The organism is Streptomyces sp. NPDC053367 (assembly GCF_044545925.1).
Classification (GTDB): domain Bacteria; phylum Actinomycetota; class Actinomycetes; order Streptomycetales; family Streptomycetaceae; genus Streptomyces.
In genome coordinates this window covers 809,457-828,296 of the sequence record NZ_JBITYN010000001.1, presented here as the reverse complement: position 1 = coordinate 828,296, position 18,840 = coordinate 809,457, and the positions used below count along the sequence as shown (strand labels likewise).

Annotated in this window: 13 protein-coding genes and 1 tRNA gene; 7 read left to right on the top strand and 7 right to left on the bottom strand. The window is 72.6% G+C overall.

Annotated features, from left to right (window positions below; all coding sequences use genetic code 11):
* Window positions 1–128: 128 nt before the first annotated feature.
* Entirely contained in the window at window positions 129–1,751 is a 1,623-nt protein-coding gene (locus ACIGXJ_RS03830) for a M4 family metallopeptidase (protein WP_399641240.1), read from the bottom strand.
* A 98-nt stretch (window positions 1,752–1,849) separates the two neighbouring features.
* Between ACIGXJ_RS03830 and ACIGXJ_RS03825 the strand changes: the two genes are divergently transcribed.
* Window positions 1,850–2,314 (top strand): gamma-glutamylcyclotransferase family protein, encoded by a 465-nt coding sequence (locus ACIGXJ_RS03825; RefSeq protein WP_399641237.1) that lies wholly within the window; start codon window positions 1,850–1,852, stop codon window positions 2,312–2,314.
* A gap of 151 nt (window positions 2,315–2,465) precedes the next feature.
* Here the strand turns inward: ACIGXJ_RS03825 and ACIGXJ_RS03820 are convergent, their stop codons facing one another.
* A complete protein-coding gene (locus ACIGXJ_RS03820; RefSeq protein WP_399641234.1) occupies window positions 2,466–4,655 on the bottom strand; it encodes a molybdopterin oxidoreductase family protein in 2,190 nt (729 codons plus the stop codon).
* A gap of 388 nt (window positions 4,656–5,043) precedes the next feature.
* A complete protein-coding gene (locus tag ACIGXJ_RS03815) occupies window positions 5,044–5,727 on the bottom strand; it encodes a vancomycin high temperature exclusion protein (RefSeq protein WP_399641232.1) in 684 nt (227 codons plus the stop codon).
* 155 nt (window positions 5,728–5,882) lie between these two features.
* On the opposite strand from ACIGXJ_RS03815, the gene ACIGXJ_RS03810 reads away from it, so the two are divergent.
* From ACIGXJ_RS03810 to ACIGXJ_RS03790, 5 genes are all read left to right on the top strand, one after another.
* The gene (locus ACIGXJ_RS03810; RefSeq protein WP_399641229.1) at window positions 5,883–6,674 is read left to right on the top strand and encodes a sirohydrochlorin chelatase; all 792 of its coding nucleotides are present in this window, start codon (window positions 5,883–5,885) and stop codon (window positions 6,672–6,674) included.
* Window positions 6,675–6,720: 46 nt separating this feature from the next.
* Window positions 6,721–7,989 carry a deoxyguanosinetriphosphate triphosphohydrolase gene (locus tag ACIGXJ_RS03805; RefSeq protein ID WP_399641227.1) on the top strand — a complete coding sequence of 423 codons (1,269 nt, stop codon included), beginning with the start codon at window positions 6,721–6,723 and terminating at the stop codon, window positions 7,987–7,989.
* A gap of 126 nt (window positions 7,990–8,115) precedes the next feature.
* A complete protein-coding gene (locus ACIGXJ_RS03800; RefSeq protein WP_399641224.1) occupies window positions 8,116–9,381 on the top strand; it encodes an NAD(P)/FAD-dependent oxidoreductase in 1,266 nt (421 codons plus the stop codon).
* A gap of 46 nt (window positions 9,382–9,427) precedes the next feature.
* Complete coding sequence (gene dnaG, locus ACIGXJ_RS03795; protein WP_399641221.1) at window positions 9,428–11,332, top strand: DNA primase; 1,905 nt, start codon at window positions 9,428–9,430, stop codon at window positions 11,330–11,332.
* Window positions 11,333–11,437: 105 nt separating this feature from the next.
* Complete coding sequence (locus ACIGXJ_RS03790) at window positions 11,438–12,715, top strand: RNA polymerase sigma factor (protein WP_399641218.1); 1,278 nt, start codon at window positions 11,438–11,440, stop codon at window positions 12,713–12,715.
* Window positions 12,716–12,782: 67 nt separating this feature from the next.
* Here ACIGXJ_RS03790 and ACIGXJ_RS03785 read toward each other — a convergent pair whose 3' ends face one another.
* The 4 genes from ACIGXJ_RS03785 to ACIGXJ_RS03770 all read right to left on the bottom strand — a co-directional run bounded on the left by ACIGXJ_RS03785 (window position 12,783) and on the right by ACIGXJ_RS03770 (window position 18,633).
* On the bottom strand, window positions 12,783–14,711 hold the full coding sequence (locus ACIGXJ_RS03785; protein WP_399641216.1) for an ABC transporter ATP-binding protein: 1,929 nt from the start codon (window positions 14,709–14,711) through the stop codon (window positions 12,783–12,785).
* Entirely contained in the window at window positions 14,711–16,444 is a 1,734-nt protein-coding gene (locus ACIGXJ_RS03780; RefSeq protein WP_399641214.1) for an ABC transporter ATP-binding protein, read from the bottom strand. The genes ACIGXJ_RS03785 and ACIGXJ_RS03780 overlap by 1 nt, the downstream gene beginning before the upstream one ends.
* A 135-nt stretch (window positions 16,445–16,579) precedes the next feature.
* Window positions 16,580–18,013, bottom strand: a complete 1,434-nt coding sequence (locus ACIGXJ_RS03775) for an FGGY-family carbohydrate kinase (RefSeq protein ID WP_399641211.1) — start codon at window positions 18,011–18,013, stop codon at window positions 16,580–16,582.
* Between the two features lie 314 nt (window positions 18,014–18,327).
* Window positions 18,328–18,633 carry a YtxH domain-containing protein gene (locus ACIGXJ_RS03770; RefSeq protein WP_399641208.1) on the bottom strand — a complete coding sequence of 102 codons (306 nt, stop codon included), beginning with the start codon at window positions 18,631–18,633 and terminating at the stop codon, window positions 18,328–18,330.
* 134 nt (window positions 18,634–18,767) lie between these two features.
* Here ACIGXJ_RS03770 and ACIGXJ_RS03765 point away from each other — a divergent pair.
* A tRNA-Asn gene (locus ACIGXJ_RS03765) sits at window positions 18,768–18,840 on the top strand.

Below are 18,840 nucleotides of genomic sequence, written 5' to 3'. Positions count from 1 at the left end.
GAAAACCGCCGAACGGGCCCGGACCGAGCCCCCCGGAGGGCGTGTTTCAGCAGGTCACGGCCGCGCGGCAGAGGTGTCGCGCAAGAACACCAACGGGTGACCGCCCGCCGACCGGCCCGGGCGCCGGGTCAGCCGACCCGCACGGCGCTCCACGCCGCGCCCACCGCCGCGTACTCCCGGCTCCCCGCCCCGTAGAGGTCCCGCGCCGCGTTCAGCGTCGCCGTCCGCGCGCCCGCGTAGTTCGTCGACGACGTCATGTAGACGGTCAGGGCGCGGTACCAGATCGCGCCCAGGGCCGAGCGGCCGATGCCGGTCACCGTGGAGCCGTCGCAGGTGGGGGAGTCGTAGGTGACGCCGTTCAGGGTCCTGGTGCCGCTGCCCTCGGCCAGGAGGTAGGCGAAGTGGTTGGCGACGCCGGAGGAGTGGTGCACGTCCAGGGAGCCGGTCGTCGGGCTCCAGCAGTCGGCGGACTTCCCGTCGCGGCTGGGGCGGTCCATGAAGCGCAGCGCGGTGCCGCCGAAGCCGGAGCGGACGATCTTCTCGCCGATCAGCCAGTCGCCGGGGTCCTGGGCGTTCGCCGCGTGGAACTCCACCAGGGCCCCGAAGATGTCCGAGGTCGCCTCGTTCAGGCCGCCGGACTCGCCCGAGTAGGTCAGGGCGGCCGTCTTGGAGGTCACGCCGTGGGACATCTCGTGCCCGGCGACGTCCAGGGAGACCAGCGGGCCGAACGTCTCGCCGTCACCGTCGCCGTACGTCATGCAGAAGCAACTGCCGTCCCAGAAGGCGTTGTTGTAGGCGTTCCCGTAGTGGACCCGGTTGTAGGAGCCCTTGCCGTCGCCGGCTATGCCCTTCCTGCCGTGGACCTCGGCGTAGTAGTCCCAGGTCGTCGCCGTGCCGTACTGGGCGTCCACCGCCGCGGAGGCCCGGTCGGCCGTCGTGCCGTCGCCCCAGTGGTTGTCGGCGTCCGTGAACACCGTGGCGGGGGCGCGGCTCACGCACACCGCGCCCAGCAGGCACAGGTCCGTCCGGTTCGCCGCGTCGCCGGTGTACGTGCCGCCGCGCACCGGGTCCTTGAGGCTGTACGAGGATCCGCTCGCGGTCGTGTCGAGCGCGACCGTGCCGCCGTACAGCGCCTTACCGTCGCCCGTGGCCGTCTCCAGGGCGTCCCAGGCGGCCAGTTGCGTGCCCGTCGTCGCGTCCGTCAGCACCGTGCGCGCGACCGGGTTGCCGCGCTCGTCCAGCGCGGCCGCCTCCGTGCGCCAGGCCAGCCGCGGCGTGCCGTGCAGGGCGTCGACGACCAGCTCGGGGCTGGAGGTCAGCTTCCGCAGGGCCGTGCCGAGGTGGGCCGCGCGCAGGGCCCGCGCCGCCAGGTCGGCCGCCCGTGTGGCGGGCAGCGCCGGGGTCACGCCGAGGGAGATCCGCCGGGCCGTCGCGCGGGAGGCGCTGCGGTAGCTGCCGTCGGGGGCGAGGTGGAGCACGAAGTCGCCGCCCAGCACCGGGAGTTCGCGGTAGGTGCGGTCGTAGCGGATGTGCTGGGTGCCGTCCGGGTCGACGACGACGTCCCGGACCTTCACCGAATGGCCCTCGGTCAGGCCGAGTTCGGCGCGGTGGGTGCTCAGCGCGGCCGCCGCGTTCTCCAGCGGGGTGGGCTCGGGTGCCGCGCCGGCCGAGGGGGAGAGCACCCCGGCCAGCAGGGCGACGGCGGCGGCGGTGGTCAGGCTGCGGGCGGCGTAGGGCCGTATCCGGCTCATGGGTCTCCTCGGTGCGGGGACGGCGGCGGGAGGTGACCAAGATTCAAAGCGCTGCAGACCTGTCATGGCCATAGCGATCACGTGGAGGAGTGTGAGGAGTGAGAATCGTTTCTGTGACGCCCGACAGCCCCCGCCGCCTCCCCTTCTTCGTCTACGGCACCCTCCGCCCCGGCGAGGTCAACCACGACCTCTTCCTGCGCGGCCGCACCCTCGCCGAGGACCCGGCCCGCCTGCCGGGGGCCGCCCTGTACGACGGCCCCGGCTACCCCTACGCCGTCGAGCGGCAGGGCGCCGCGGTGAGCGGCGAGCTGGTCACCGCGCGACCCGGGGCGTACGCCGAACTCCTCGGCTCACTCGACCAGTTGGAGGAGTACCGCCCGGGCGACCCGGCCCGCAGCCTCTATCTGCGCGTCGAGCGCGAGGTCGTGCGGGACACCGACGGGGCCGCCGTCCGGGCCTGGGTGTACCTCGCCGCGCCGCCGGTCGCCGCCCGGCTGCGGGCGCGCGGCAGGCTCATCGAGAGCGGGGACTGGCGGGCGCGGCACGGAAAGCCCGCGCGCTGAGCCGGGGTCATACGGCGCGCAAGACCCGCGCGCTGAGCTGAGGTCATACGGCGTGCAAGGCCCGGGCGCTGAGCTGAGGTCATGCGGCCCGCGAGGTCCGTGCGCTGAGCTGAGGTCATACGGCCAGCAGGGTACGCGCGCTGAGCCGGGGTCAGTCCGCGGCCGGCGGCACCGCCTCCAGGCGCACCGCGCACGCCTTGAACTCCGGCATCCGCGAGGTCGGGTCGAGGGCCGGGTTGGTGAGCGTGTTGGCGCGGCCCTCGCCGGGCCAGTGGAACGGCATGAACACGGTGTCCGGGCGGATGGACGTCGTGATCCGGGCCGGCGCCACCGCCCGGCCGCGCCGCGACACCACCGCCACCGGGTCGCCCTCGGCCGCGCCCAGCCGGGCCGCGAGCCGCGGATGCAGCTCCACGAAGGGCCCCGGCGCGGCGGCGTTCAGCTCCGCCACCCGCCGGGTCTGCGCCCCCGACTGGTACTGCGACACCACACGCCCCGTGGTCAGCAGCACCGGGTACTCGTCGTCGGGCTCCTCGGCGATCGCCCGGTGGGACACCGCCACGAACCGGGCCCGCCCGTCGGGCGTGGCGAAACGGTCGAGGAAGAGCCGGGGCGTGCCGGGGTGCACGGCCTCGTCGGGCCCCTCCTGCGCCGGGTCCTCGGGCAGGGCGTCCAGCACGGCGTCCTCACCGTCGTCGACCGCCTCCGTCGCGCCGACCGCCCCGGCCGGCTCCACCGGCCCCGGGCACGGCCAGAACACGCCGTTCTCCTCGGCAAGCCGCCGGTAGGTGATCCCGGAGTAGTCCGCAGGCCCGCCCGCGCTCGCGCGGCGCAGCTCCTCGAACACCTCCTCCGGGTCGGTCGGGAAGCCCTTCTCCACGCCCAGCCGGGCGGCGAGGCCGTGCAGCACCTCCAGATCGCTGTGCACGCCCTCGGGCGGGGTGACGGCCCGCCGCCGCAGCAGCACCCGGCCCTCCAGGTTCGTCGTCGTGCCGGTCTCCTCGGCCCACTGGGTCACCGGCAGCACCACGTCGGCCAGCTCGGCCGTCTCCGACAGCACCACGTCCGCCACGGCCAGGAAGTCCAGCGACCGCAGCCGCTCCTCGATGTGCGCGGCACGCGGCGCCGACACGACCGGGTTCGAGCCCATCAGCAGCAGCGACCTGATGTCCGTGCCCAGCGCGTCCAGCAGCTCGTACGCGCTGCGCCCCGGCCCCGGCAGCGAGTCCGGGTCCACGCCCCACACCGCGGCCACGTGCCGCCGCGCCTCGGGGTCGTCCAGCTTGCGGTAGCCGGGCAGCTGGTCGGCCTTCTGGCCGTGCTCGCGGCCGCCCTGCCCGTTGCCCTGCCCGGTCAGACAGCCGTAGCCGCTGAGCGGCTTCCCGGCCCGGCCGGTCGCCAGGCACAGGTTGATCCACGCGCTGACGGTGTCGGTGCCCTTGGCCTGCTGCTCCGGCCCGCGCGCGGTGAGCACCATCGCGGCCTCCGGCTCGCAGAACATCCGTACCGTCTCCCGCAGTTCGGGCACCGAGACGCCGGTGATCCGCTCCACGTACTCCGGCCAGTGCGCCATCGCCGCCGACCGCGCGTCCTCCCAGCCGGTCGTACGGCGCCGGATGTACTCCTCGTCGGTACGGCCCTCCGCCACGACCAGATGCAGCAGCCCCAGCGCGAGCGCGAGGTCGGTGCCCGGGCGCGGGGCCAGATGCAGGTCGGCCTGCTCGGCGGTACGGGTGCGGCGCGGATCGACGACGATCAGCGTGCCCCCGTTCTCCTTCAGCTCGGTGAGGTAGCGCAGCGCCGGCGGCATCGTCTCGACGAGGTTGGAGCCGACCAGGATCACGCACCCGGTGCGCGGGATGTCCTCCAGCGGGAAGGGCAGCCCCCGGTCGAGGCCGAACGCCTTGGTCCCGCCCGCCGCCGCCGAGGACATGCAGAACCGGCCGTTGTAGTCGATCTGCGAGGTGCCCAGCGCGACCCGCGCGAACTTGCCGAGGCTGTACGCCTTCTCGTTGGTCAGTCCGCCGCCGCCGAAGACGCCGACCGCGTCCGGCCCGTGCTCGGCGCGCGTGCGCAGCAACGCCCCGGCGATCCGGTCGAGTGCCTCGTCCCAGCCGGCCGGTACGAGCGCGCCGTCCCGCCGGACGAGGGGCGAGGTCAGCCGGACCCCGGTCCTGAGGACCTCCGCCGAGGTGCGGCCCTTGCCGCACAGCGCGCCGCGGTTCACCGGGAAGTCCGTGCGCTCGGTGACCTCTACGCCCCCCTCGCGTGCGGGCGACAGGTTCATCCCGCACTGCAGGGCGCAGTACGGGCAGTGGGTGGGCGTGAGGGTGCTCTTCATGCAGTTCAGCGTGGGTCGGGCGTGTTACGCCCCATGACGGCCGATTGTTAAACGAAGCGCACGGCGACCTCCCCGTGGGCCCGGCCCCACCGTGAGGTGCGCCCCGCCCCCGCTCCCGCGCGGCCGCCGGAGGCGTCCCTCGCGCTCACCGTCTGCCCGCGTGTCGCCGTGTGCGTCTGCGGGTCGTCGTGGGTTGTTCGCGCAGTTCCCCGCGCCCCTTGAGGGCCGCCTGGCCGTCTGCTCGTGTCTCGCCGTTCGCGGCCGTCGGTCGTCGTGGGTTGTTCGCGCGGTTCCCCGCGCGCCTTAGAAGCCGCTTGCCCGGCTGCTTGCGTCTCGCCGTGTGCGTCTGCGGGTCGTCGTGGGTTGTTCGCGCGGTTCCCCGCGCGCCTTATCCCGCCGATGCCTGGGTCAGGGCGTGGGCCACGCCGGGTTCCCTGGGGCCCAGGAATCGGGGGTCGGGTTCGACCACGGCGTCCAGGGCGGCCTTGCCGGAGGCGAGGATCTCCCGGACGCCGCCGTAGTACCAGGTGGAGTCGTGCGGCTCGGCCACGCCGATGCCGTACGACGCGATTCCCGCGTCCTCGCACAGGGCGACGGCCCGCCGGATGTGGAAGCCCTGACTGATCAACACGGCCTCGTCGACCCCGAAGATCTTCTTCGCCCGGACGCACGAGTCCCAGGTGTCGAAGCCCGCGTAGTCCGACACGATCCGCCCGTCGGGCACCCCGCCGCGCACCAGGTAGGCGCGCATCGCGTCCGGCTCGTCGTACTCCTCGCGGCTGTTGTCCCCGGTGACCAGCACGACCTTCACCCGGCCCGCCCGGTACAGCTCGGCCGCCGCGTCCAGCCGGTGCGCGAGATACGGCGACGGCTCCCCGTTCCACAGCCCCGCCCCGAACACCACCGCCACGTCCGTGCGCGGCACGTCCGCCGTCGTCCGCAGCCGCCCGTCCGTGACGACGTGCAGCCACGCCGCCGGCACCAGCGCCAGCGCGCACACCGCCATCACGGCCTGCACCAGCCGCCGCCGGCCGCCGCGGGTGCGCGGCAGCCGGGGTCGAGCGATCTTCATCCGGCCGTCCTCCCGTCGCCTACTCCGAGTTAGGACGCGCCACGGACCGATCCGGTTCACCTCACACGGGACGCCCCCGTCGCGTGAAGTGCCGGAAAACAACCGCGATACGGCCGTGCAACGGGGGCGCAATCTCGGCCAGCCAGGATCCTTGCATGACGGCGCACCTCATGAACCGGATCAGCAGCGGGCTCGCCGGCCGGCTCGGCCTCGCCCCGCTCGACGGCCCGCCCGCGCTGGTCCTGGTGGCGCACGGCAGCCGCGACCCCCGCGCCCTGGAGACCGTCCGCGAACTGGCCGACCGGGTCCGCGCCCTGCGCCCCGGCCTCGCCGTCCGCCTCGGCCACATCGAGCTGAACGCCCCCCTGCTGCCCGACACCCTCGCCTCCCTCGACAGCGGCGAGGCCGTGCTCGTCCCGCTGCTGTTCAGCCGCGGCTTCCACATCAAGCAGGACATCCCCGACATGGCGGCCGGGGCCGGGATCCGCACCCACCAGGCCGAACCGCTGGGCGCCCACCCCCTTCTCGTCCAGGCCCTCCACGAGCGCCTGACGGAGGCCGGCTGGCGTGCTCCCCGCACGGCGTCCGAGCGCCGTACGACAGCCGTCGTCCTGGCCTCGGCGGGCTCCCGCGACCCGGAGTCGGCCGCGGGCACCCGCCGTATCGCCGACCTGCTGGCCGAGCGGCTGGGCGTCCCCGTCGCGCCCGCCTACGCCTGCGCGGCCGCCCCGACCGTGGACGCCGCGATCCGCACCCTCGGGGCGAGGGGCCGCCACCGCATAGCGGTGGCCTCCTGCTTCACGGCCCCGGGCCGCTTCGCGAGCCAGTGCGCGGCCGACGCCCCGGGCGTGGCGTCGGCCCCCCTGGGCGCCCACCCCGCCATGGCCCGCCTGATCCTGCACCGATACGACCAGGCACTGGAAAGGCCGCTGAGGGAAGCCGCCTAGGGCACGGGTGGGCGCGATTGTCACTGCCGCCCCGTACTGTCAACACATGGCAGGCACTACCCACGACTACGACGAGACAGCCACTGACCGCTACGCCCCGGAGCCCGACAAACGCCCCGGCCGCACCGCCTTCCAGCGCGACCGCGCCAGAATCCTGCACTCCTCCGCCCTCAGAAGGCTCGCCGGGAAGACCCAGGTCGTCACCCCGGGCACCCGCGGCACCGCCTGGGACGCCAGCCCGAGAACCCGCCTGACCCACTCCCTGGAGTGCGCCCAGGTCGGCCGTGAGCTGGGCGCGGCCCTCGGCTGTGACCCCGACCTGGTCGAGGCCGCCTGCCTCTCCCACGACCTCGGCCACCCGCCGTTCGGCCACAACGGCGAACAGGCCCTCAACGAGTTCGCGGCGGACTGCGGCGGCTTCGAGGGCAACGCCCAGTCGCTGAGGCTGCTCACCCGCATCGAGCCCAAGCGGTTCACCCCGGAGGGCTCCGTCGGCCTCAACCTCACCCGGGCCGCCCTGGACGCCGCCACCAAGTACCCGTGGCCGCGCGGCGCCCACCCCACCGACCCCGGGTCGCAGAAGTTCGGCGTGTACGAGGACGACCGGCCCGTCTTCGACTGGGTCAGGAAGGACGCCCCCGGCACCCGCACCTGCTTCGAGGCCCAGGTCATGGACTGGTCGGACGACGTGGCGTACTCGGTGCACGACGTCGAGGACGGTCTGCACGCCGGGCACATCGACCCCAACATGCTGCACGCCGAGCCCGAGCGGCAGGACGTGTTCGCGGTGGCCGTCGGCCGCTATGTGCCCGCGGACACCGACCCGGCCGAACTCGCCGAGGCCCTCGACCGGCTCCAGGACCAGGAGTGGTGGCCGCACGGCTACGACGGCACGGCCCTCGCCCAGGCCCGGCTGAAGGACGCCACCAGCCAGCTCATCGGCCGGTTCTGCCTGGCCGCCGAGGGCGCCACCCGCGCCGCGTACGGCACGGGCCGGCTCACCCGCTACGGCGCCGAGCTGGTCGTGCCGCGCGCGACGCGCATGGAGTGCGCGGTGCTGAAGGCGGTCGCCGACCGGTACGTCATGCAGCGCGACGAGCAGACACGGCTGCGCGCCGATCAGCGGATCGTGGTCGCCGGACTCGCCGAGGCCCTCACCGCCCGGGCCCCCGATGGCCTGGACCCGCAGTTCCGCGCCCTGTTCGACCGGGCAGGCGACGACCGGGCCCGCAAGCGCGTGATCGTCGACCAGATCGCCTCGCTCACCGACGCCTCCGCGCGCTCGCTGCACGCCCGGCTGACGGAGCACTCGTGAGGGGCGCGGCGACCGTGCGGACGTAACCCTGCGTGGCCTGATCGGGTCACTCCCTCTTCCCCCATCACGCTGCGTGCGGGACGCTCGCATGTGGCGCCACGTGCCACGTCAACAAGGAGGCGACCAGTGGTCGACGCGGATCAGACATTCGTCATCGTCGGAGGCGGTCTCGCCGGTGCGAAGGCGGCCGAGACGCTCCGCGCGGAGGGGTTCACGGGGCGGGTGATACTGATCTGCGACGAACGCGACCACCCCTACGAGCGGCCCCCGCTGTCCAAGGGCTATCTGCTGGGCAAGGACGAACGCGACAGCGTCTTCGTGCACGAACCGGCCTGGTACGCGCGCAACGACGTCGAGCTGCACCTCGGCCAGACCGTCGACGCGATCGACCCGGCGGCGAAGACGGTCCGCCTCGGCGACGACGGCACCCTGGTCCGCTACGACAAGCTGCTGCTCGCGACCGGCGCCGAGCCGCGCCGCCTGGACGTCCCCGGCACGGACCTCGCGGGCGTCCACCATCTGCGCCGGCTCGCGCACGCCGAGCGCCTCAAGGGCGTCCTCACCGCGCTCGGCCGGGACAACGGGCACCTGGTGATCGCCGGGGCCGGCTGGATCGGCCTGGAGGTCGCGGCGGCGGCCCGCGGGTACGGCGCGGAGGTCACGGTCATCGAGCCGTCGGCGACCCCGCTGCACGGCGTCCTCGGCCCGGAGCTGGGCAACGTCTTCGCCGAGCTGCACCGCGAGCACGGCGTCCGCTTCCACTTCGGGGTCCGGCTGACCGAGATCGTCGGCCAGGACGGCATGGTCCTCGCCGCCCGCACCGACGACGGCGAGGAGCACCCGGCGCACGACGTCCTCGCCGCGATCGGCGCGGCCCCGCGGACCGCGCTCGCGGAGGCGGCGGGCCTGGAGATCGCCGACCGGGCGCACGGCGGGGGTGTCGTCGTGGACGAGCGGCTGCGCACCTCCGACCCCGACATCTACGCGGCCGGCGACGTGGCGTCCTTCCCGCTCGCCCTGTTCGACCGCCGCATCCGGGTCGAGCACTGGGCGAACGCGCTGAACGGCGGCCCGGCCGCGGCGCGGGCGATGCTCGGCAAGGAAGTGGTGTACGACCGAGTGCCCTACTTCTTCACCGACCAGTACGACCTGGGCATGGAGTACAGCGGGTGGGCCCCGCCGGGCTCGTACGACCAGGTGGTGATCCGCGGCGACGCCGGGAAGCGGGAGTTCATCGCGTTCTGGGTGAAGGAGGGGCGGGTGCTGGCGGGCATGAACGTGAACGTGTGGGACGTCACAGAGCCGATCCAGAACCTCATCCGTTCCCGGGCCCAGGTGAACACGGAGGCTCTCGCGGACCCGCACGTCCCCCTCGACAGCCTCGCATCGTGACCTCACGGGCACCGGGACTGTCACCCCACCCCCGTAGAATTCACGCGTGGCAGGACGGATCAACGACGAGGACGTGAAGGCGGTACGGGACGCGGTCCCGATCGACGCCGTGGTGTCCGAGTACCTCCAGCTGCGAGGCGCGGGCGGCGGCAACCTCAAGGGGCTGTGCCCGTTCCACGACGAGAAGTCGCCGTCCTTCCAGGTCAGCCCGAGCAAGGGACTCTTCCACTGCTTCGGCTGCCAGGAGGGCGGCGACACCATCACGTTCGTGATGAAGATCGACCACCTCACGTTCTCCGAGGCGGTCGAGCGGCTGGCCGGACAGGCCGGCATCACCCTGCGCTACGAGGAGGGCGGCTACAACCCCGCCCACCAGCGCGGCGAGCGCATCCGCCTGGTCGAGGCCCACAAGATCGCCGCCGAGTGGTACGCCGAGCAGCTCGCCACCAGCCCCGAGGCCGACACCGGGCGGATCTTCCTCGCCGAGCGCGGCTTCGACCAGGCGGCGGCCCTCCACTTCGGCGTCGGCTACAGCCCGCAGGGCTGGGACCACCTCACCCGCTATCTGCGCGGCAAGGGCTTCAGCGACAAGGAGCTGATCCTCTCCGGGCTCAGCCAGGAGGGCAGGCGCGGGCCCATCGACCGCTTCCGGGGGCGGCTGATGTGGCCGATCCGCGACATCGGCGGCGACGTCGTCGGCTTCGGCGCCCGCAAGCTCTACGAGGCGGACAACGGCCCGAAGTACCTCAACACCCCCGACACCGCGATCTACAAGAAGTCGCAGGTCCTCTACGGCATCGACCTCGCCAAGCAGCACATCGCCAAGGCCAGCCGCGCCGTCGTCGTCGAGGGCTACACCGACGTCATGGCCTGCCATCTCGCGGGCGTCACCACCGCCATCGCCACCTGCGGCACGGCGTTCGGCGGCGAGCACATCCGCATCCTGCGCCGCCTGCTGATGGACAACGGCTCCGCGCGGGTGATCTTCACCTTCGACGGCGACGCGGCCGGGCAGAAGGCCGCCCTGCGCGCCTTCGAGGACGACCAGAAGTTCGCCGCCGAGACCTACATCGCCATCGCCCCCGACGGCATGGACCCCTGCGAACTGCGCCTGGCCAAGGGGGACGACGCGGTCGCCGACCTGGTCGAGCCGCGCACCCCGCTGTTCGAGTTCGCGCTGCGGCAGATCGTGAGCCGCTACGACCTGAACACCCCGGCCGGGCGGGCCGCCGCCCTCGACGAGGCCGCGCCGGTCGTGGCCCGCATCAAGAACAGCGGCGCCCAGCACGAGGTCGCCGTCCAGCTCGCCGGCATGCTCGGCATCCTCGACACCCAGTTCGTCGTCAAGCGGGTCGCCCAGCTCGCCCGCTGGGCCCGCGACCGCGGCGGCAAGGGCCCCGCCCCGGCCGCCCGCGGCCCCCGGCAGACGTACGACGCGGCCCCCCGCCCGGCCGCCTCCGGCCCGGCCCTCACCCTGCGCAATCCCGTCTACGCCACCGAACGCGAGCTGCTCAAACTCGCCCTGCAGCGCCCGGAGCTGGTCTCCCCGGCGTTCGACGCGTACGGCGTCGACGAGTTCACCGCCGCCCCCTACGCCGCCGTACGGCAGGCGATCCTCGACGCCGGCGGCGCCGAGTACGGCGTGCAGGACCCGCAGGAGTATCTGGTCCGGGTGCGGGACGCGGCCCCGGACGACACGGTGCGCGCCATGGTGACGGAGCTGGCCGTCGAGGCGATCATGCGGCGCACGGTCGACGAGGTGTACGCGGGCATGGTGCTGGTCCAGGTCCGCCGGCGCGCGGTCGAGCGCCGCGTGCGTGACGTCCAGTCGCAGCTGACCCGGCTGGCCGCCGGCGGCGACCCGGCCGAACTGGCCGCCGTCCAGAACGAGTTGTGGGTCCTCCAGCAGTACGACCAGACGTTGCGGGAGCACGGCGCCGCGGCTCTGTGACGACCGCGTGATGACCCGGAGGTCATCACGCGGTCACGGAGCGGACGCAAAAAGTCACCGCACGCCCCTCGTGGCGGGGATGTGTCTTACCCCACACTGGTGCCGGTGCCTGAGTCCTCGGAGCGCGGCCGATCCGTCCCCCACGGATCCCTCACCCCCGCGGTTCCGCTCATCGCTCACGGGACGGACAGCGGCGAGGCCGCCGACTCCGCTCCCGAAGCAGCGCTGCCGTACCACTCCGCAGCGATCACCCTGGAGGTCGCCCCCGTGCAGACCCAGACCCTCTTCCAGACCGATGCCACCACCGACGGGCCGGAGCCCGACGCCGAGACCGGAGTGCTCGTGGCCGTGCCGCCGCAGGGCCGTCCCGTGCTCCACCCCGAGGCCGCGCCGGAGCCCGCGGAACCGCCCGCCGAGGTCCTGGAGGAGGCCGAGCCCGTCGAACCGGCGCCGGTACGCGCCGACACCAGCGGGCCGTCCTCCGACCTGTTCCGCCAGTACCTGCGGGAGATCGGCCGCGTCCCGCTGCTCACCGCCGCCGAGGAGGTCGAGCTCGCCCGCCGCGTCGAGGCCGGTCTGTTCGCCGAGGAGAAGCTCCTCAACACCCCCGACCTGGACACCGAGTTGGCCCTCGACCTGGACCGGCTCGTCGTGATGGGCCGGATGGCCAAGCGCCGCCTCATCGAGGCCAACCTGCGCCTGGTGGTGTCCGTCGCCAAGCGGTACGTCGGCCGCGGCCTGACCATGCTCGACCTGGTGCAGGAGGGCAACCTCGGCCTGATCCGGGCCGTCGAGAAGTTCGACTACGCCCGCGGTTACAAGTTCTCCACCTACGCCACCTGGTGGATCCGCCAGGCCATGTCCCGCGCCCTCGCCGACCAGGCCCGCACCATCCGGGTGCCCGTCCACGTCGTCGAGCTGATCAACCGCGTCGTACGCGTCCAGCGCCGGCTGCTCCAGGAGCGCGGCTACGAGCCGACCGCCGAGGAGGTCGCCGCCCAGCTCGACCTGGCGCCCGAGCGGGTCGGCGAAGTGCTGCGCCTGGCCCAGGAACCCGTCTCCCTGCACGCGCCGGTCGGCGAGGAGGACGACGTCGCCCTCGGCGACCTCATCGAGGACGGCGACGCCGCGAGCCCCATGGAGTCGGCCGCGTTCCTGCTGCTGCGCGAGCACCTGGAGGCCGTGCTGTCCACGCTCGGCGAGCGCGAGCGCAAGGTCGTCCAGCTGCGCTACGGCCTCGCCGACGGCCGCCCGCGCACCCTGGAGGAGATCGGCCGGCTGTTCGGCGTGACCCGGGAGCGTATACGGCAGATCGAGTCCAAGACCCTCAACAAGCTGCGCGACCACGCCTTCGCGGACCAGCTGAGGGGCTACCTGGACTGAGGGGCTACCTGGACTGAGGGGCGCACAAGCAAAGGGGCCGCCTGTCCGGCGGCCCCTGCCCGTCCGCTCAGTCGACCTCCGCCACCGCCTGCGCGAACTGCGCCTTGTACAGCCGTGCGTAGGCCCCGTCGGACGCCAGCAGCGCGGCGTGCGCGCCCTGTTCGACGATCGAGCCGTTCTCCATCACGAGGATGGTGTCCGCGTCCCGGATCGTGGAGAGCCGGTGCGCGATCACGAACGACGTCCGCCCGTGCGCGAGTTTCGCCATCGCCTTCTGGATCAGCACTTCGGTGCGGGTGTCCACCGAACTCGTCGCCTCGTCCAGCACCAGGATCACCGGGTCGGACAGGAACGCCCGCGCGATCGTGATCAGCTGCTTCTCGCCCGCGCTCACCCCCGTGCCCTCGTCGTCGATCACGGTGTCGTACCCGTCGGGCAGGGTGCGGATGAACCGGTCGGCGTGCGCGGCCCGCGCGGCCTCCTCGATCTCGCCGCGGGTGACCTCACGGCCGGAACCGTAGGCGATGTTCTCGGCGATGGTGCCGCCGAACAGCCAGGTGTCCTGGAGCACCATGCCGATCCCCGAGCGCAGTTCGTCGCGGGACATCGTCGCGATGTCCACCCCGTCGAGGGTGATCCGGCCGCCGGACACCTCGTAGAACCGCATCAGCAGGTTCACCAGCGTGGTCTTGCCCGCGCCGGTCGGGCCGACGATCGCGACCGTCTGCCCCGGCTCGACCGTGAGCGACAGGTCCTCGATGAGCGGCTTGTCGGGGTCGTAGCGGAAGGACACCTGCTCCAGCGCCACCCGCCCGCGCAGCTCCTCGGGCCGCACACCCGGCACCGGGTCCGCCGACTGCTCGTCCGCGTCGAGGAGTTCGAAGACCCGCTCGGCCGAGGCGACGCCCGACTGCACCAGGTTCGCCATCGACGCGACCTGCGTCAGCGGCATGGAGAACTGCCGCGAGTACTGGATGAACGCCTGCACGTCGCCGATCGACAGCGAGCCGGTCGCGACCCGCAGACCGCCGACGACCGCGACCAGGACGTAGTTGATGTTCGAGATGAACATCATCAGCGGCTGCATGATCCCGCTGTTGAACTGCGCCTTGAACCCGGCCTCGTACAACGCCTCGTTCTGCTCGGCGAACGCCTGCGCCGACTCGTCCTGCCGGCCGAACACCTTCACCAGGGCGTGGCCGGTGTACATCTCCTCGATGTGCGCGTTCAGCTTGCCGGTGGTGCGCCACTGCTGCACGAAGTGCGGCTGCGACCGCTTGCCCACCCGGGTCGCCACCACGAACGACAGCGGCACCGTCACCAGCGCGACCAGCGCCAGCAGCCAGGACACCCAGAACATCATCGCCAGCACGCCCACGATGGTCAGCACCGAGTTGATCAGCTGGCCCATCGACTGGTTCAGGGTCTGCCCGATGTTGTCGATGTCGTTGGTCGCGCGGCTGAGCACCTCACCGCGCTGCCGCTTGTCGAAGTACGACAGCGGCAGCCGCGACAGCTTCGTCTGCACGTCCTCGCGCATCCGGAACATGGTGCGGTTGACCGCCCGGTTCACCAGCCGGGTCGCCACCGCCATCAGCAGGCCCGCCACCAGGAACACACCGAGCGCGATCAGCAGCACATGCCCCACGGCGGTGAAGTCGATGCCCTCACCGGGGGTGAAGTCGGTGCCGCGCAGCATGTCGGCGATGTCGCCGTCGCCGCGCTCGCGCATCGAGTCGAGCACCTGCTCCTTGGTCGGGCCCGGCTCCATCTGCCGGCCGACGATGCCGCCGAACACCAGGTCGGTGGCCCGGCCGAGGATCTTCGGGCCGGCCACCGACAGACCGACGCTGACGACCACGCACAGCAGCAGCGCGTAGATCGTCACCCGTTCGGGTCTGAACTGGGCGACGAGCCGTTTGCCCGAGCCCTTGAAGTCCATCGAGCGCTGATCGGGGCCGCCCCCGGCCATCATCCGCCCCATCGGCCCCGCCATCAGGCAGCCTCCGCTTCCGTCAGCTGGGAGAGCACGATCTCCCGGTAGGTCTCGTTGTCCGCCATCAGCTCGTGGTGCCGGCCCGTGCCGACGACCCGGCCCCCGTCGAGGACGATGATCCGGTCGGCGTCCCTGATGGTCGCCACCCGCTGGGCGACGATCACCACGGTCGCCTCCGCCGTCTCCTCGGCGAGCGCGGCCCGCAGCGCGGCGTCGGTGGCGTAGTCGAGCGCCGAGAAGGAGTCGTCGAACAGATAGATCTCCGGGCGCTGCACCAGCGTCCGCGCGATGGCGAGGCGCTGGCGCTGACCGCCGGAGACGTTGGTGCCGCCCTGCGCGATCGGCGCGTCGAGCCCGCCCTCCAGACCGGAGACGAACTCCTTGGCCTGCGCCACCTCCAGCGCGTGCCACAGCTTCTCGTCGGTGGCGTCCGGGTTGCCGTAGCGCAGGTTCGTCGCCACGGTGCCCGCGAACAGGTACGGCTTCTGCGGCACCAGGCCCACGACCCGGGCGAGCAGCCGCGGATCCACCCCGGCCACGTCCGCCCCGTCGACCAGCACCTCGCCCTCGGTCGCGTCGAACAGCCGCGGCACCAGACCCAGCAGGGTCGACTTGCCGCTGCCGGTCGAGCCGATCACGGCGGTGACCTCACCGGGCCGGGCCACCAGGTCGACGTTCTTCAGGACCGGCTCCTCGGCGCCCGGGTAGCGGAAGCCCGCGCCGCGGATCTCCAGATGGCCGTGGCGGCGCAGCTCCCGCACCGGGTTCGCCGGCGGCACCACACTGCTGTCGGTGTCCAGGACCTCCTGGATGCGCTCGGCGCACACCTCGGCGCGGGGCACCATCATGAACATGAACGTGGCCATCATGACGGCCATCACGATCTGCATCAGATAGGCGAGGAACGCCGTCAGATCGCCGATCTCCATCCCGCCGCTGTCGATGCGGTGCGCGCCGAACCACACCACCGCGATCGACGACAGGTTCACCACCGTCATGACGATCGGGAACATCAGCGCCAGCAGCTTGCCGGTGCCCATCGCCATGTCGGTCAGCTCGGTGTTGGCCTTGCGGAAGCGCTGCTGCTCGTACTCGTCGCGGACGAAGGCGCGGATCACCCGGTTGCCGGTGATCTGCTCGCGCAGCACCCGGTTCACCGTGTCCAGCCGCTCCTGCATGGACCGGAACAGCGGGCGCAGCGCCCGCACGATCAGCGTCACGCAGATGCCCAGCACCGGCACGACCGCGACCAGCACACCGGACAGCGGCACATCGAGTCCGAGCGCCATCACGATGCCGCCGACACACATGATCGGCGCGGACGCCAGCAGCGTGAACGCCATCAGCGCCAGCATCTGCACCTGCTGGACGTCGTTGGTGGTCCGGGTGATCAGCGACGGCGCGCCGAAGTGGCCCACCTCGCGCGCGGAGAACGACTGCACCCGGTCGAAGACCGCCGCCCGCACGTCCCGGCCGAGCGCCGAGGCGGTGCGGGCACCGTAGTAGACGGCACCGACGTTGCACACGACCTGCGCGAGCGAGATCGCGATCATCACGGCACCGAAGGAGAGGATGTAGCCGGAGTCCCCGTTGACGACACCGTTGTCGATGATGTCCGCGTTCAGGGTCGGCAGGTAGAGGGTGGCGCAGGTCTGCAGGAACTGCAGCAGCACCAGCACGGCGATGGGTTTCCTGTAGGGCCTGAGGTAGGTCCGCAGAAGTCGTATGAGCACGTCGCTTCTCTCGGAAGTGGGCGAAAGGACGGTCGGCGAGGGGCGGTCGGTTGCCCTTGGCCCCTATCGTCGAGCACTCCACCCGCGTTACCTCAACTGATTAACCCGTCAGGCGTGTGCTACGGCCGGTCTCCCTCAGACACGGAACGCCCCCGGGTGCGTCTGCTCCCGCACGGACACGAACTGCTGGCGCACCGCCTGCCCCACGGCCAGGTCCTCGCCCGGGTCGAGCACCTGGGCCGCCGCGCCCTGCCAGGACGGCGGGGTGCGCGGGTCGAGGGTGCCCTGGGAGGCACCGAGGGCCCAGGCGGCCTGCCGGGCGGCGCCGATCGCGGCGTAGTCGGCCGGCTGCGGCACCACCACCCGCGCACCGAACAGCGACGGCGCGGCCGCCTGCACCGCGGGCAGCTCGGCGGCCGGGCCCAGCAGGAAGATCCGCCGCACCTCCACGCCCCGGCCGCGCAGCACGTCGAGCGCGTCGGCGAGCCCGCACAGCATGCCCTCGAACGCCGCCCGCGCCAGGTGCTCCGGCCGCATCGCCTCACGCCTGAGGCCCGCGAGGGTGCCCGCGGTGTGCGGCAGGTTCGGGATGCGCTCGCCCTCCAGATAGGGGAGCAGCACGAGCCCGTGCGCGCCCGGCGTCGACTTCATCGCCAGGTCGGACAGGGTCTCCAGATCGGGCAGCCCGAGCAGCTCGGCGGTGCCACGCAGGGTCCGTACGGCGTTCAGGGTGGTCACCACCGGCAGGTGCATGCCGGTCGCGTCGGCCAGCGAGGTGATCGTCCCGGTGCCGTCGTGCAGCGGCTCGGGGTGCACGGCCATCACCGACCCGGACGCGCCCAGCGACACCACGGCGTCCCCGAAGCCGACCCCCAGCCCGAACGCGGCGGCCATGGTCTCCCCGGTGCCCGCCGAGATCAGCAGGCCCTCCGGCGTCGTACCGGCCGCCTCGGCGGGTCCGATGACCTCGGGCAGCAGCGCCTGGCGGCCGAGCGCAAGCTCCACCAGGTCCGGCCGGTAGGCGCCGGTGGTCGCCGACCAGTAGCCGGTCCCCGACGCCCCGCCCCGGTCGGTCGTACGCCGCACCGGGCGGCCCAGCAGCTGCCAGACGAGCCAGTCGTGGGCCTGCATCAGCACGGCCGTGCGCTGGGCGTTCTCGGGTTCGGTCTTCTGCAGCCAGCGCAGCTTGGTGACCGGGTGGGCGGCGGTGGGGACGCAGCCGACGGCCTGCGCCCAGGCCTCCCGGCCGCCGAGCGCGTCGACGAGGTCGGCCGCGGCGACCTGCGCGCGCTTGTCGCCGCCGACCATCGCCGGGCGCACCGTCGCCCCCTGCGCGTCCAGCGGGACGACGGCGTTGGCCTGCGCCGACACCCCGATCGCCTGGACGCCCTCCAGGAGTCCGCCGCCGGCCGCCTCACCGAGGGAGAGGAGCCAGGTCTGCGGGTCCACGTCGGAGCCCTCCGCGGGGTGGGGTGCGTACCCCTGCCGCAGTACGGCCCCCGTGTCCGTGTCGCAGACGACGATGCGCGTGAAATCGGGTGAGCTGTCCAGCCCGGCGACTATCCCCATGAGGGAGATTTTGCCGCACCCCGACCCCGTGGTGATGCCTGCGGTCGCCCCGGGTACGGGCCGGGTGCGCCCGCACGCATCCGGGGAGCCACCGCACGGTGGCTCCCCGGTGGCTCCTCGTGGGCCGACTAGGGCCTGTCGTTTGGATCATGTCGGCGTCGCGGGGTCTGGCACGCACATCTGCGGCGTTGTCGTCGGTTGCCGACGCTCCGCGTCGACGCCCTCCTCCGCCTTGCAGCTGCACGCACCAGACCCCGCTCGACCCCGCCGAGAAGCGCAGTCCCTTTCGGCCGACCTGATCCAAACGAAAGGCCCTAGGTGTTGGTGGTGCCCCAGTCGTCTTCCTCGGGGAAGCTGCCGTTGCGGTCGCGCAGGTGGCGGACGCGGTCGGCCACGGAGGCCGGGACGCGGTCGCCGACCTTCTCGCTGACCGTGTGGATCGCCTTGCCCGCGAAGTGGCGGCCCTGGTGGGCGGCCGACTCGGCGGTGTTGCGGACGGCAGGGTTCTGCGCGACCTGGCGTGCGGACTTCTTCAGCTGTTCGTAGCGCTCGCGCCCGGCACGTGTGCCGAGGACGTAACCGAGAGCCAGTCCGGCGACGAACGTGAGCTTGTAGCGCATACCCGAGCCACCCTTCCGTCGTGAGGGAGTACCGATTGGCGGAGCACCCCCCTGCTTGCGCTAATGTATGTGTCGCAGCGAGCGAACGCCCCCTGGCGGATACCCAGGTAGGTACGTTCGATGCAACGAGGCATTCCTCCGTAGCTCAATTGGCAGAGCAGCCGGCTGTTAACCGGCAGGTTACTGGTTCGAGTCCAGTCGGGGGAG

Bases quoted from the DNA above. Each gene is read 5' to 3' on its own strand.
- ACIGXJ_RS03830 (WP_399641240.1), bottom strand. From the start codon at position 1,751: ATGAGCCGGATACGGCCCTACGCCGCCCGCAGCCTGACCACCGCCGCC.
- ACIGXJ_RS03820 (WP_399641234.1), bottom strand. From the start codon at position 4,655: ATGAAGAGCACCCTCACGCCCACCCACTGCCCGTACTGCGCCCTGCAG.
- ACIGXJ_RS03815 (WP_399641232.1), bottom strand. From the start codon at position 5,727: ATGAAGATCGCTCGACCCCGGCTGCCGCGCACCCGCGGCGGCCGGCGG.
- ACIGXJ_RS03810 (WP_399641229.1), top strand. From the start codon at position 5,883: ATGACGGCGCACCTCATGAACCGGATCAGCAGCGGGCTCGCCGGCCGG.
- ACIGXJ_RS03805 (WP_399641227.1), top strand. From the start codon at position 6,721: ATGGCAGGCACTACCCACGACTACGACGAGACAGCCACTGACCGCTAC.
- ACIGXJ_RS03785 (WP_399641216.1), bottom strand. From the start codon at position 14,711: ATGGCGGGGCCGATGGGGCGGATGATGGCCGGGGGCGGCCCCGATCAG.
- ACIGXJ_RS03775 (WP_399641211.1), bottom strand. From the start codon at position 18,013: ATGGGGATAGTCGCCGGGCTGGACAGCTCACCCGATTTCACGCGCATC.
- ACIGXJ_RS03770 (WP_399641208.1), bottom strand. From the start codon at position 18,633: ATGCGCTACAAGCTCACGTTCGTCGCCGGACTGGCTCTCGGTTACGTC.